The 13,026-nt window shown below is 68.3% G+C and carries 11 protein-coding genes; 4 read left to right on the top strand and 7 right to left on the bottom strand.

Annotated elements, in window-relative coordinates; all coding sequences use genetic code 11:
- Window positions 1-27: 27 nt before the first annotated feature.
- Complete coding sequence (locus KU887_RS25630) at window positions 28-876, bottom strand: phytanoyl-CoA dioxygenase family protein (protein WP_258255879.1); 849 nt, start codon at window positions 874-876, stop codon at window positions 28-30.
- A gap of 31 nt (window positions 877-907) precedes the next feature.
- Complete coding sequence (locus KU887_RS25635; protein WP_006485061.1) at window positions 908-1,711, bottom strand: ABC transporter substrate-binding protein; 804 nt, start codon at window positions 1,709-1,711, stop codon at window positions 908-910.
- A gap of 524 nt (window positions 1,712-2,235) precedes the next feature.
- On the opposite strand from KU887_RS25635, the gene KU887_RS25640 reads away from it, so the two are divergent.
- Entirely contained in the window at window positions 2,236-3,099 is an 864-nt protein-coding gene (locus KU887_RS25640) for a LysR family transcriptional regulator (protein WP_006485037.1), read from the top strand.
- A gap of 63 nt (window positions 3,100-3,162) precedes the next feature.
- On the opposite strand, the gene KU887_RS25645 is transcribed toward KU887_RS25640, so the two are convergent.
- From KU887_RS25645 to KU887_RS25655, 3 genes are all read right to left on the bottom strand, one after another.
- A complete protein-coding gene (locus KU887_RS25645; protein WP_034203143.1) occupies window positions 3,163-3,636 on the bottom strand; it encodes a nuclear transport factor 2 family protein in 474 nt (157 codons plus the stop codon).
- Window positions 3,637-3,692: 56 nt separating this feature from the next.
- Entirely contained in the window at window positions 3,693-4,877 is a 1,185-nt protein-coding gene (locus tag KU887_RS25650) for an amidohydrolase family protein (RefSeq protein ID WP_060266845.1), read from the bottom strand.
- A 67-nt stretch (window positions 4,878-4,944) separates the two neighbouring features.
- The gene (locus KU887_RS25655; RefSeq protein WP_006494314.1) at window positions 4,945-6,144 is read right to left on the bottom strand and encodes an amidohydrolase family protein; all 1,200 of its coding nucleotides are present in this window, start codon (window positions 6,142-6,144) and stop codon (window positions 4,945-4,947) included.
- A gap of 453 nt (window positions 6,145-6,597) precedes the next feature.
- Between KU887_RS25655 and KU887_RS25660 the strand changes: the two genes are divergently transcribed.
- Both KU887_RS25660 and KU887_RS25665 read left to right on the top strand, forming a co-directional pair.
- Window positions 6,598-7,248, top strand: a complete 651-nt coding sequence (locus tag KU887_RS25660; RefSeq protein ID WP_034203140.1) for a glycine zipper 2TM domain-containing protein — start codon at window positions 6,598-6,600, stop codon at window positions 7,246-7,248.
- A 213-nt stretch (window positions 7,249-7,461) separates the two neighbouring features.
- Entirely contained in the window at window positions 7,462-7,971 is a 510-nt protein-coding gene (locus KU887_RS25665) for a GNAT family N-acetyltransferase (protein ID WP_258255883.1), read from the top strand.
- 72 nt (window positions 7,972-8,043) lie between these two features.
- Here KU887_RS25665 and KU887_RS25670 read toward each other — a convergent pair whose 3' ends face one another.
- On the bottom strand, window positions 8,044-10,041 hold the full coding sequence (locus tag KU887_RS25670; protein WP_258255885.1) for a glycoside hydrolase family 28 protein: 1,998 nt from the start codon (window positions 10,039-10,041) through the stop codon (window positions 8,044-8,046).
- A 366-nt stretch (window positions 10,042-10,407) separates the two neighbouring features.
- Here KU887_RS25670 and KU887_RS25675 point away from each other — a divergent pair, with 366 nt between their 5' ends.
- Window positions 10,408-11,766 (top strand): aspartate aminotransferase family protein, encoded by a 1,359-nt coding sequence (locus KU887_RS25675; protein ID WP_006485067.1) that lies wholly within the window; start codon window positions 10,408-10,410, stop codon window positions 11,764-11,766.
- A gap of 54 nt (window positions 11,767-11,820) precedes the next feature.
- Here the strand turns inward: KU887_RS25675 and KU887_RS25680 are convergent, their stop codons facing one another.
- Entirely contained in the window at window positions 11,821-13,005 is a 1,185-nt protein-coding gene (locus KU887_RS25680) for a M20 aminoacylase family protein (protein ID WP_060211061.1), read from the bottom strand.
- Window positions 13,006-13,026: the final 21 nt, after the last annotated feature.

The following is a 13,026-nucleotide window of genomic DNA, read 5'->3' on the forward strand; positions in this document are numbered from 1 at the left end:
AACGGCCGCCGTGTGGGTGACAGCAGGTCAGATCGCGCCGACCTGCCCTGCATCGCGCGACCACACGACCGGGAACAGCGGGTGGTCGAGCGGCGCGCCGTCGGCCAGTTGCGCCGCGAGCACGGGGAAATCGGGCGAGGTTTTCCAGCGGCGCGGCGCGTGGCGGACATCGTCGCCGACGAAGCGGATCGAGAACGCGCGCCGGCGGTTCTGCGTGCCGCCCGACGCATGCAGCGTCAGCATCCGGAAGCACACCATGTCGCCAGGTTCGAGCGCCCAGTGGCGAATCGGGAACGCCGCGCGGTCGGCTTCGATGTCGGGCAGGTCGGCGAGGCTGCCTTCCGGAAACCACTTCGCCTCCTTGTCCATGAACGTGCGCGGCATCAGCCATGGCCCGCGATGCGAGCCCGCGACGAATTCCAGCGTCGATTCGAGCGGCACCGGATCGACCGGAATCCACATGCTGACGTTGTCGTCGCCTTCGATGTTGTAGTACGGCTGGTCCTGATGCCACGGCGTGCGCTGCCGCGTGCCGGGCTCCTTCACGAGCAGGTGGTCGTGATGCAGCCGCACGTGGTCGGTGCCCATCAGCGCGGCGGCGACCGACGGCGCCGGCGAGCGCACGATGAAATCACGATACGCGTCGTTGTGCTGCCAGTTGCAGAAATCCTCGAAGAACCAGCCGGGATCGTCGGGCCGGCTCGCGACTTTCGCGCGTTCGCTCGGCTGCGCGAGGTTCGCGTCGATGCCGGCCCGCAGCGCGGCCACTTCGTCAGGCGAAAAAATGCCCTTGATGCAGACCGCGCCTTCCTCTCGGAACGCGGCGATCAGTTCGGGCGTCACGGCTTGCGCGACGCGCTCCTGGATACTCGTCATGGTGTGCCTGTCGATCGAATGAGTCACGGGGTCACGGTGCCGAAGTCAGTTGCTGCTTCGCGCCGTAGATGTCGAAGTCGAAGTATTTCGCGGCGATCTTCTGATAGGTGCCGTTCGCGCGAATCGCGACGATCGCGTCGTTCAGCCGCTTCTTCATGTCGGCGTCGCCCTTGCGGATGCCCATCGCGACGCCGTAGCCGGTGATCCGCGCGTCGGTCACGTCCGGCCCCGCGAACGCGTAGCCCTTGCCGCGCGGCGTCTTCAGGAACGAGTAGCCGGCCTGCGTCTTGTCCTGGAAGGTCGCGTCGAGGCGGCCGTTGACGAGATCCTGATACACCTGGTCCTGGTTCTGGTACGAGACGATCGTCACGCCTCTGGTCGCCCATTCGGCCTTCGCGTACGCCTCCTGCGTCGTGCCCTGGTCGATCCCGATGCGCTTGCCGGCGAGCGACGCGGCGGTCGGCAGCAGCTTCGAGCCGACCGGCGCGACGAGCGCGCCCGGCGACGCATACAGCTTGTTCGAGAAGTCGATCTGCTTGAGCCGCTCGTCGGTGGCCGTCATCGCGGACATGATGACGTCGAACTTGCGTGCGCGCAGCGCCGGGATCATCCCGTCGAAGCCCTGCTCGACCCACACGCACTTCGCATGCAGTTGCTCGCAGATCGCATTGCGCAGGTCGATGTCGAAGCCGGCGAGCGAGCCGTCGGGCTGCTTCGCCTCGAACGGCGGATACGTGGGGTCGATACCCCAGCGGATCGTCGACGTGTCCTGCGCGAACGACGCGAGCGGCGCGAACGCCAGCGCGGTGACGAGGAGCTTTGCGGTGCGGTTCATGGCGGGTCCTTGTGAGTCTCGACGCGGCGGGGGATGCCGGCGTACGGTGGAAGCGTCGCGACGGGAGGCCGGCGCGGGGTGCGAAAGACGAGGGACTTCGGTGAAATTGCGATGCAGTCTAGACTGCTTGATTTTTGAGCGCAAGCGGGGGAATCAAGAATAGAAAGGGGCAGAGGCGGCCGCGAACCCGAAGGCCGGCACAGCGCTTGATTTACCGCCATCCAGCCGGGAATTTCGAGCGTTTACCCTACGTGACGCGCATTCGCCACGGAGCGTATTTCCTCGGATATTTGCCGAACGGCGATGTCTATGCAGGCAATCAGCGTAGCGCTTTCCGAATGCGGTTCCCGCCGTTCCCGCAACGCACCCTATACCGCTCGTTGAATATGCGCCAGGCGCCTTCAAACCCCGCAAAACACCGCCCCCAAGTCCGGCGAAACCGCGATTGCCCACGGCGCCCGGCCATGTTAAAAGTCGCCGCACGCATTTGAAAATGAAATGCGCGATTCCACAGAAGTGCAGAAATGAATAGACCCCTGTTCGACATCGACCTGTTGCGCGCGCTCGTGATGGTCGCCGACTGCGGCAGCTTCACGACGGCATCCGCGCGCCTGCATTCGACGCAGTCGACGGTCAGCCAGAAGGTGCGCCGGCTCGAGGAAATCGCCGGTCACCGGCTGCTCGACCGCGGCACGCGCGACGTGCGGCCAACCGACGCGGGCGTGACGGTGCTCAGCTATGCGCGGCGCATGCTCGCGCTGAACGACGAGATGCTGGAGGCGCTGTCGGGCGCGACGGTCGCGCTGACGATCCGGCTCGGCGTGCCCGACGATTTCGCAGCGGGCCGCACGACGCACGCGCTCGCGGCATTCAAGCGCGAGCACCCGCAGGTCAAGCTCGAAGTGACGTGCGGGTTGAGCCGCGACATCAGCGCCGCGTACGATCGCGGCGAACTCGACCTCGTGCTGATCAAGCAGCGGCGCGACAGTCGCGAGGCCGTCGTGCGCTGGCCGGAGAAGCTGCGCTGGATCGACAGCGCGAAGCATCCGTCGATCGATCTCGATCCGGTGCCGATCGTCGTGTTCCCGCCGCGCGGGCTCTATCGCGACGACATGATCAAGGCGATCGAGGAACGCGGCCGCCGCTGGCGGATCAGCTTCACGACGTCGAGCCTGAGCGGCATCCAGGCGGCCGTCGCGGACGGGCTCGGCATCAGCGTGCTGCCCGCGCGCGTGGTGACGGACGAGCATGTGGTGCTGACCGCGAAGCAGGGCTTCGCACCGATCGAGCACATGGACATCGCGATCCTGCACCGGCCGACGGCCGACCCAATGGTCAGCGAGCTGACGAAAGCGCTCGCGGCGATGCTGGAACTCGAAGGGCGGTAAGCGCAGCGGAATGCCAACGGCAGCGGCGCACAAGGGCGCCGCGCACCACACGCGTCAGAACAATCAGAACATCGTGTTGCCGTTCGCGGCCTGCTCGGGCACCGGCTGGTTGACGTCCCAGTGCTCGACGATCTTGCCGTGTTCGAGCCGGAAGACGTCCATGATCGCGCTGCCGCGCGTGCCCGGTTCGCGCACCGCGTGCACGTGCAGGATCACGTAGTCGCCGTCGACGAACGAGCGCTTGATCTCGCTGTGCGACTGCGGATATTTGTCGCGCAGGAACGCGACGAACTTGCGGAAGCCGTCGCGTCCGTCGGCCGCGTTCGGGTTGTGCTGCACGTAGCGATCGCCGACATATGCGAGCGCGGCGTCCGCATCCTTCTCGTTCAGCCCTTTCTCGTAGAACGCCAGCACCGTGCGCCGGTTGGCTTCCTGCTGCGCGTCGGCCGGGCCGGCCGCCACCGCCTGCGCGGCCGCCACGGCGAACAGGGCTGCCGCCATCCCTCGTGCGGCCCGTGCCGCGGTCGTGCGTCGCATCGTCGTCTCCCCGGAAATCCGGCTGAAAACCGGATCATACCGGGGCGACGCGGCGCTCAGACCAGCGCGCCGTCGCGCGCGACGATCTTCCCGGACGATACGACGAGGCGCCGCACCGGCCGCGCGACGACGGCCTCGGCGAACGTCAGCGCATCGACGAGCACGACGTCCGCGCGGCCACCCGGCTGCAACCCGTAATCCGCGAAACCGCAGCCGCGCGCCGCGCCGTGCGTCACGCAGTCGAGCGCGACTTCGAGCGCATCGTCGCGGCGGAAATCGTTGCGCATGCCGATCAGCATCGCGCGTTCGAGCATGTCGGGCGAACCGTACGGCGTCCACGTGTCGCGCACGCCGTCGTTGCCGCCGATCACGATCACGCCCGCCGCGCGGCACGCGGCCACCGGCGGCACCGGCACCGCCGCCGGCGCGGTCGTGACGATCGCGACGCCGAGCCCGGCCATCCGCGCGAGCAGCGCATCGCGCTCGCGTTCGGCGATGTCGCCGAGACAGAAACCATGGCTGATCGTGACCTTCCCCTGCATGCCGTGCGCGGCCGTGCGCTGCAGGATCAGGTCGAGCGAATACGCGCCCATCGACCCGCGCTCGTGCAGATGGATATCGAGCCCGCACCCGTGGCGATCGGCGATCGCGAACAGCACGTCCACCGCCTCGACCGGATCGCCTTCGATCGCACACGGGTCGAGCCCGCCGAGCAGGTCGGCGCCGGCGCCGAGCGCGTCGGACAGCAGCGCATCGGTGCCCGGCCGCTTGAGCACGCCCGATTGCGGAAACGCAACGATCTGGATCTCGACCTGCCCGCGCAGCGTCTCGCGCGTCGCGAGCACGCCGTGCAGATGACGCAGCCCGGCTTCGGTATCGACGTCGACGTGCGTGCGGATGCGCGTCGTGCCGGCCGCGAGGAACGCACGCGCCAGCGCGAGCGACGCGGTGCCCGCGTCATGGCCGCTCGTCGCGCGATAGTGGCGTTCGTTCTCGATGCGATCGACGAGGCGCGGCCCGACCTGGTTGCGATACCATGGCATCCCCCAGTGAGTCTTGTCGAGGTGCGTGTGGCCTTCGACGAGGCCAGGCAGCGCCAACGCGAGCCCGCCATCCTCGATCGCGCAGCCGGCCGGCGCATCGAGCGACGGGCCGACGCGCGCGATGCGATCGTCTTCGATCAGGATATCGAGCGCGGCGTCGGCGCTCGTGCGGACATTGCGAATCAGCAGGGTCGTCATGTCGGTTCCGGTGCGGTCGGTCAGTGCAAGGCGCGCGCGGCGCGCGCCGTGCCGTCGGTCGGGTGGATCAGCGCGTGAAGCGCAGCGACGGGGCGAACGGCGCGCCCGTATCGCTTTCGCCGCGGCGGAATACCCAGCGTTCGGCCGGCACGCCCGCGACGGCCGCCGCCGCATTCGGCGCACGCACCGCGACGAAGCTCGCGTCGCAGCCGACCGCGATTCCATAGTTTTCCTTACCGATCGCGCGCGCGCCGGCGTGCGTCGCCATGTCGAGTGCAATGCCGAGCGCTTCGTCGGTGTAGAAGCCCGACCGGTAGCCGACCATCATCGCGCGCTGCAGCATGTCGCCGTTGCCGTACGGCCACCATGCGTCGCGAATGTTGTCGTTGCCCGCGAACACGTGCACGCCCGCGTCGCGCAGCCGTTGCACCGGCGGAAACGCGCAGTCGCCCGGCGCATTCGTCAGGATCGATACCCCGGCGTCGGCCAAGGCCGCCGCGGTGCGCTGCACGTCGTCGTCGCTCACCTGGCCCAGCGCGTACGCGTGGCTCACGTTCACGCGCCCGCCGAGCCCGGCCGCGCGCGTGCGCGCCGCGATCCGCAGCAGTTGCGCGATGCCTGCCTCGCCCGGCTCGTGCAGGTGGATGTCGATTTTCGCGCCGCGCTTCTCGGCGATGCCGAACACGATGTCGAGCTGGCCGTCCGCGTCGCCGTCGAGCGTCGTCGGGTCGATCCCGCCGACCACGTCCGCGCCTTCGCGCACGGCTGCATCGAGGATCTCGGCCGTGCCCGGGCACGTGATCACGCCGGCCTGCGGAAACGCGACCAGTTCGATGTCGACGATGCCGCGCCATTGTTCGCGCGCGGCCATCACGGCCTGCAGGTTCGACAGGCCCGTCGTCGCATCGACGTCGACGTGGCTGCGCATCGCGATCGTGCCGAACGCGGCGGCCTGCGCGATCAGCGCGTTCGCACGCTCGACGATCGGCGGCGCGGCCGCGAGCTGGCGCTTCTCGACCGCGAGCCGCTCGCGCAGCGAGCCGGCCGATTCATGCGGCACCCAGCGATCGCCGACGAAGCTCTTGTCGAGATGGATGTGGCCGTCGACGAAACCGGGCAGCACGACGCGACCGTCGAGGTCGATCGTCTGCGCGCCCGGCGCGGCCGCGCAATCGGCGCCGATCGCGGCGAAGCGGCCGTCACGGACGACGAGATTGACGGGCTGGCCGCCGGCGTCGACGGCGTTGATGAAGAATCGTTCGGTCATGGCCTGGAATGTGGGGCGGTCGCGACGCGGCCCGGCGCGGACAGGGGAGGGAACCGCGACCGGCGCGGCGCGACCGTTGGCAGGGAATCCGGCCACGATATCGGACGACGCTGCGCGAGGCCAATTAAATGTCGCGATGCCGCGCATTCGATTTCGCGATGTGCGGCGCGGAGGTCCGCCGGGCCGGCCGCGACGGCAGGTGCGATCACCGTGGAAACAACAGCCTGTCGGCGATCGCGCATCGTCGGCACACGGCGCCCGGAAACCGCGTCGCGCCATCGCCCACCAGCGGGCTTCGACGCCCGCCCCAGCGGCGATTTACGCGGCAACAGACTTTACACGTTGTTACCCGGCCGCACCGGACGCGCATCCGGCCATTCCTTATACTCACGCCGAGTTCGCCACCCGTGACGGGAATCCATCGGCGGACACGTTGCCGATGCAGGAAACATCATGATGCGCATGCCTTCCACGAAGACCGTTCTGTTCGCCTCGCTCGTCGCCGTGGCGGCGCTTCCGCTCACCGCCTGCGTCGCGCCGGGCTACTACGGCGCGCAGCCGGGCTATCCGCAGCAGCAGCAATACGCGACGCCCGGCTATGCGCAGCCCGCGTATTCGCAACCGGGCTACGTGCAGCAGCAACCGGCGTATCCGAACCAGGCGCCGCAACCGTACGACCAATACGGCAACCCGTCGCAATACGGCTCGCAGCCGTATGACCAGTACGGCAATCAGCAACAGCAATACGCGAACCCGTACGGCACGCAGTACGGCACCGTGTCGAACATCCAGCCGGTCAACGGCTCGGTCGGCCCGTCGGGCGTGGCCGGCACCGTTGTCGGGGCGCTGGTCGGCGGCCTCGTGGGCAACCAGTTCGGCCGCGGCCACGGCCGCGATGCGGCGACCGTGATCGGCGCGCTCGGCGGTGCGGTGGCGGGCAACCAGATCGGCCAGCAGATGGGCGCCGCGCAGGGCCCGAGCAGCTACCGGATCGACGTGCAGGTCAGCGACGGCTCGATGCGCTCGTTCGACGTGCAGTCGCCGGGCAACCTGCGTCCGGGCGACCGCGTGCAGATCAACGGCAATCAGCTGTCGCGCTACTGATGCCGCCGGCGTGCGCGTGAGCGGATCGCGCGCGCCCGTCGAACCCGCGACGTCGGCCCCGCACGCGGCGCGGCGTCGAAGTCACACGCGCTCGGCCCCGAGCGCGACGCGCGTCGATCGCGCGGCAGCCGGATTCCTATTAGGATAGACGCGATGCATCCGGCGGCCGCAGCGGCGCGCCGGCCTGCACGCCCCTCAACCGGAACGCTGCCGATGACGATCACGATCCGCCTGCTCGACGCGGCCGATACCGCCTGTTTCCGCGCCGTCCGCCTGCGTGCGGTCGATACCGCGCCCACGTCCTTCCTGCCGACGCTCGACGAAGAATCGCAGGTGCCGGTCGACGAATTCGCGAAGCGCCTCACGCCGACGCAGGTCCAGGCCGTATTCGGCGCGTTCGACGGCGACACGCTCGTCGGCATCACCGGCGTACGCCGCGATGCGCGCACGAAGATCGCGCACAAGGCGACGATCTGGGGCGTGTACGTCGACGCCGCCTATCGCGGGCAACGCATCGCGCAGGCGCTGCTCGACAGCGCGACCGCGCATGCGGCGAACGCGTGGGGATGCAGCCAGCTGATGCTGTGCGTGAACGAGGTCAACCACGCCGCGGAGCGGTTGTATGCGTCGCAGGGGTTCGTGCGGTTCGGCACGGAGCCGCGCTCGATGTTCGTCGATGGCCGCTTCTACGACGAGCACTACATGATCAAGACGCTGGCGTAACGCATTCGCGTTCGCGCGCGGGCACCGGCCGGGCCGCATGCGAACGTCGTCGCGTGTTTTATCTCCTCTATCTCATCGCTTGTCGGTGATCGTCGTGTTGACGATCTGTCCGGCGATCGTCACGTTCGCCAACGTCATTGCGCTTACGTTGAACGCATAGACCGGCCCTGGCGACGTGACCGTCGGCGTGCCTGACGCCACCGGCGTGCCGAAATCGCAGTTGCTGATCGTCACGCCGGAGATCGGCTGCACGGCCGGCGTCGGCGGCGTGCCGTTGTAGTCGAACGCGACCGGCCCCTGCGCGACGATCGCCTGGAAACACGACGCGGTCACGCCATTCAGTGTCACGTTGCTCGCCTTCACGTCGGAGATCGTCACGTTCTGCACGACCGGCGCCCGCGTGCGCACCGCATCGTTCGCCGGCTGGTAGTCGCAGTCGAACGTGACGATGCCGCCCTGCGCGGCCGACGGATTGCCGGCCGACGGCGTGACGACGCCGAGCGGCACGCTCGCGTTGATCGGGCTGCCGGCGAGCAGCGCACTGCCGTAGCCGCCGCCCTTCAGCGTCAAGCCGTTCGGCAGCGTGACGCCCTTCACGTGGAAATCCTTCACGTAGCCGCCGCGGTTCATGTTGGTCTTCACGCGGATCGCGATGTTCAGCGGGTTGGTCTGCCAGTTCGCGTTCAGCATCGACAGGTTGGACGCATAGATCTGCTCGACGCCGCCGCCCATCTCGCTGCCGAGCGTAATCCCGCCGTGCCCGCTGTTCATCGTGCAGTTGCGGATCAGGTGCCGCTTCGCGGGCCCGTATTCGGTGTCGCGGTCCTTGCCCGACTTGATCGCGATGCAGTCGTCGCCGGTGTTGAACGTGCAGTCCTCGCACAGCACGTCGGTGCATGCGTCCGGATCGAAGCCGTCGTTGTTCGGGCCGATGCTGTTGGTCGTCACGCCGCGGATCACGACGTTGCGGCTCGCGGTCGGATGGTGCTGCCAGAACGGCGTGTTCTGCGTCTGGTAGTTCGCCATCAGCACGTTGGTGCAGCCGATGAATTCGACCATGCACGGCCGCAGGTAGTGACCGAGGCCGAAGATGCGCTTCTCGACCGGCACGCCGGCCTCGGACAGCGCGGGCAGGTAGTTCTGGTCCTGCTGCCACGGCGTGACGGGCGATGTGAGCAGCGCATAGAGCGTGTCGGGGATCGCGGGCGCGACGATCCGCAGGTCGACGTTGTTCGGATTCGCGGTGTTCTGCGCCGGCACCGTCGCGCTCGCGCCGTACGCGCCCGACGAGCCCTTGTAGGTCCACCAGCAGACGCTGTTCGCGCCGCTGCCGGAGAACGGCGTCATCGCCTGTCCGTTGAGCACCGACGTCGGGCCCTCGCCGGTCAACGCGATGTTCGTCGCGTTGCGGGCGTAGACGGGTGCGCCGTAGTTCAGGCAATCGTTCGCCTGCCAGCGGCTGTAGTACAGCCGGCCGTTCGCGCCGCAATCGACCGGGCCGTCCTTCGCATAGTCGGCCGGGTTCGGGCTGAAGTAGATCGTGCAGTTCGCGCTCAGGTGGAACGTGACGTTGCTCTGCAGCACGATCGGCCCCGCGCAGTACCAGTTGCCGGACGGCACGACGACCCGGCCGCCGCCTTCGCGCCGGCACGCGTCGATCGCCGCGAGAAACGCCGGGCGCGAATCGAAGGCGCCGGGCGCGGTCGTCAGGTCGGAACCGGGGCTGACCGGCGATTTCGCCGCCGGGTACGGCGACGTCTGCGCGACCGTCGCGCACGGGCGCGCGCCGTAGTGCGTCACGTCGAAGTCGCGGCCGTGCCGCGCGAGCCGCGATACGTGCGCGAGCGACGCGGCGATGCGCGCCGCCGCGCCGTGCTCGCCCCACACGAGATCGACCGCCGACGCACCGCGCGTCGTGCCTGCCGCCAGCGCCCGGGTGGCCGCCAACGGTCCGCCGAGCATCGCAGCGCCGGCGAGTGCACCGGTCCAGCTGATGAAGGCGCGGCGCGATACCCGTTTCGACGCGGACGATCGGACGGATGAAGACGGACGGCGGCGATGAGCGGCCATGGGCACTCCTTCAGGGTAATGGGTATCGATGCGCCGGGTAGGCGGATCGCAATTTATACGTCGTCGTACTACATTGCGCAGTCTAGACGCGATTAGCGTAAGGGACGTATTTGTCGTTTACCCTGTTTTTATCGAATATATGCGGCATATGTGTGCGCACACTCACATTGTCGAGCGCGTCTTTAGAGATATGTTGTCGTATGTTTATGCGCAAAAACCACAAATCAATCTTCCGCCGCTAACGCTCTCCATCGGTACTCGCCACCCCTCCCGCCCACTGCCAACCGCCTCGGTAATTCCGCCTCTGGTCAGCCCCGCGCCACCCGCGCTATCGTTTCCCCCATCCCCACAGCCCAGGAGCTGCCTTTGCCTACCCGCCACGGAGTCGACCTCATCCGCGCCCGCGCGCTGTTCGATCGCGAACGCCAGACGTTCACCGAAGCCATGCCGGTTTCCCGCGCGCTGTCCGCGGAAGCGTCCGAGCACTTGCTGTTCGGCGTGCCGTTGCACTGGATGCAGGACTGGTCGACCCCGTTCTCGCTCTACGTGAAGGAAGCCCGCGGCGCGACGTTTACCGACGTCGACGGTCATCGCTACGTCGATTTCTGCCTCGGCGACACCGGCGCGATGTTCGGCCATGCGCCCGAACCCGTCGCCCGCGCGCTCGTCGAACAGGCCACGCGCGGCTACACGACGATGCTGCCGAGCGAGGACGCCGCGTGGGTGTCGCGCGAACTCGCGCGGCGCTTCAAGTTGCCGGTCTGGCAATTCGCGTTGAGCGCGAGCGACGCGAACCGCTTCGTGCTGCGCTGGGCGCGCGCGGCCACCGGCCGCAACACGATCGTCGTGTTCAACGGCTGTTATCACGGCACGGTCGACGACGTGTTCGTCGATCTCGTCGACGGCCGCCCGGTACAGCGCGACAGCCTGCTCGGGCAGTCGTACGACCTGCTCGCGAACACGCGCGTCGTCGAGTTCAACGATCTGGCCGCGCTCGAAGCGGCGCTGCAGGACGGCGATGTCGCGTGCGTGCTCGCGGAGCCCGCGATGACGAACATCGGCATGGTGCTGCCCGACCCGGGTTTCTGGGAAGCCGCGCGCGAACTGACGCGCCGCACCGGCACGCTGCTGGTGATCGACGAGACGCACACGATCAGCAGCGGCCCCGGCGGTTACGCGGTCGCGCACGGTCTCGAACCGGACATGCTGGTGGTCGGCAAGCCGATCGCGGGCGGCGTGCCGTGCGCGGTGTACGGGTTCAGCGCCGAATTCGCGGCGCGCGCCAAGCAGGCGAAGCTGAACGCGCCGCCCGGCCACTCGGGCATCGGCACGACGCTCACCGCGAACATGCTCGCGATGCATGCGATGCGCGCGACGCTCGCCGAAGTCGCGACCGACGCCGCGTATGCGCACATGTTCGCACTCGCCGCGCGGCTCGCGACGGGCCTCGAACACGCGATCGCGACACACCGGCTGCCGTGGTGCGTGACGCGCATCGGCGCGCGCACCGAGTTTCAGTTCGCGCCGGTGCCGCCGCGCAACGGCACGCTGGCCGGCGCGCAGCTCGACAGCGAACTCGAGCACATCGTGCACCTGTACCTGTTGAATCGCGGCGTGCTGATCACGCCCTTCCACAACATGATGCTCGTGTGCCCGCAAACGACCGACGACGATGTCGACCGGCTCGTCGCGCAGTTCGATGCGTGTCTGGGTGAGCTGGTGTGATGCGCTGACGCAGGGCCGGTACGCGCGCGAGCGCGTACCGGGCCGCCGCTTTCGCTACACCGCCTTCAACGCCCGCCGCGCCACTTCCGCGAAATACCGCGCGCCCACCGGCAGGATCGCGTCGTTGAAATCGTAGGTCGCGTTGTGCAGCGGCACGCCGCCCTGCCCGGCCGCCTCGCCGTTGCCGATGAACACGAAGTTGCCCGGCACTGCCTGCAGGAACGCGCCGAAATCCTCCGAGATCATCATCGGCTGCACGTCGGCGTGCACCGCGTCGGCGCCCGCGACGTGCGCGGCGGCCTGCACGGCCGTGTCGACCCATTCCGGCGAATTCACCGTCGGCGCGAACTCGTGCGTGTATTCGAACGTGCAGGTCGCGCCGTGCGTGCGGCAGATCCCTTCGCTGATCTCGCGCATCCGCGTTTCCAGCAGCGCCTGCACGTCGCGCGAATAGCTGCGCGTGTCGCCCTTGATCGTCACGGTCGACGGCAGCACGTTGCGCAGCCCGTCGGTGATGAATTCCGTGCACGAGATCACCGCCTGCTGGCCCGGGTCGAGATTGCGCGACACGATCGTCTGCAGCGCGAGCACGATCTGCGAGCCGATCACGATCGGGTCGATGCCCATGTGCGGACGCGCCGCATGCGTGCCGCGCCCGTCGATCCGGATCACGAAGTTGTCCTCGCTCGCCATGATGCCGCCCGCCCGCGTCGAGAACGTGCCCGCGCGCATGCCCGGCATGTTGTGCGCGCCGAAGATCGCATCGACCGGAAAGCGCTCGAACAGCCCGTCCGCCATCATCGCCTTCGCGCCGCGGCCGTGCTCTTCCGCCGGCTGGAAGATGAAGCGCACCGTGCCGTCGAAATCCTTGCGCTCGGCCAGCAGTTGTGCAGCGCCGAGCACCATCGACATGTGGCCGTCGTGTCCGCACGCATGCATCTTGCCCGGTGTGCGCGATACGTGTTCGCGGCCCGGCGCGTGCTCGGCGATGTTCAGCGCGTCCATGTCCGCGCGAATGCCGATCGCGCGCCGGCCCGTGCCGGCCGTCAGGTTCGCGACGAGCCCGGTGCCGCCGATGCCGCGATGTACGTCGAGCCCGAGCGTCGTGAGAATCCGCGCGACGTAGTCCGACGTGTTCACCTCTTCGAAACCCGTCTCCGGATACTGGTGCAGATGGCGGCGCCAGGTCTTCAGCTGCCCCTGCAGCGTGCTTTCTGCCGTTGCGTCGATTGTGTCCATTGCGTTGGCCTCGTCGATAGT

This window comes from Burkholderia sp. EMB26 (genome assembly GCF_024730645.1).
In the GTDB taxonomy this organism is placed as follows: Bacteria; Pseudomonadota; Gammaproteobacteria; order Burkholderiales; family Burkholderiaceae; genus Burkholderia; species Burkholderia cenocepacia.

What these genes read in the sequence shown, in the direction of transcription:
- KU887_RS25630 (WP_258255879.1), bottom strand. Translation starts at nt 876, where the DNA reads ATGACGAGTATCCAGGAGCGCGTCGCGCAAGCCGTGACGCCCGAACTG.
- KU887_RS25635 (WP_006485061.1), bottom strand. Translation starts at nt 1,711, where the DNA reads ATGAACCGCACCGCAAAGCTCCTCGTCACCGCGCTGGCGTTCGCGCCG.
- KU887_RS25640 (WP_006485037.1), top strand. Translation starts at nt 2,236, where the DNA reads ATGAATAGACCCCTGTTCGACATCGACCTGTTGCGCGCGCTCGTGATG.
- KU887_RS25645 (WP_034203143.1), bottom strand. Translation starts at nt 3,636, where the DNA reads ATGCGACGCACGACCGCGGCACGGGCCGCACGAGGGATGGCGGCAGCC.
- KU887_RS25650 (WP_060266845.1), bottom strand. Translation starts at nt 4,877, where the DNA reads ATGACGACCCTGCTGATTCGCAATGTCCGCACGAGCGCCGACGCCGCG.
- KU887_RS25655 (WP_006494314.1), bottom strand. Translation starts at nt 6,144, where the DNA reads ATGACCGAACGATTCTTCATCAACGCCGTCGACGCCGGCGGCCAGCCC.
- KU887_RS25660 (WP_034203140.1), top strand. Translation starts at nt 6,598, where the DNA reads ATGATGCGCATGCCTTCCACGAAGACCGTTCTGTTCGCCTCGCTCGTC.
- KU887_RS25665 (WP_258255883.1), top strand. Translation starts at nt 7,462, where the DNA reads ATGACGATCACGATCCGCCTGCTCGACGCGGCCGATACCGCCTGTTTC.
- KU887_RS25670 (WP_258255885.1), bottom strand. Translation starts at nt 10,041, where the DNA reads ATGGCCGCTCATCGCCGCCGTCCGTCTTCATCCGTCCGATCGTCCGCG.
- KU887_RS25680 (WP_060211061.1), bottom strand. Translation starts at nt 13,005, where the DNA reads ATGGACACAATCGACGCAACGGCAGAAAGCACGCTGCAGGGGCAGCTG.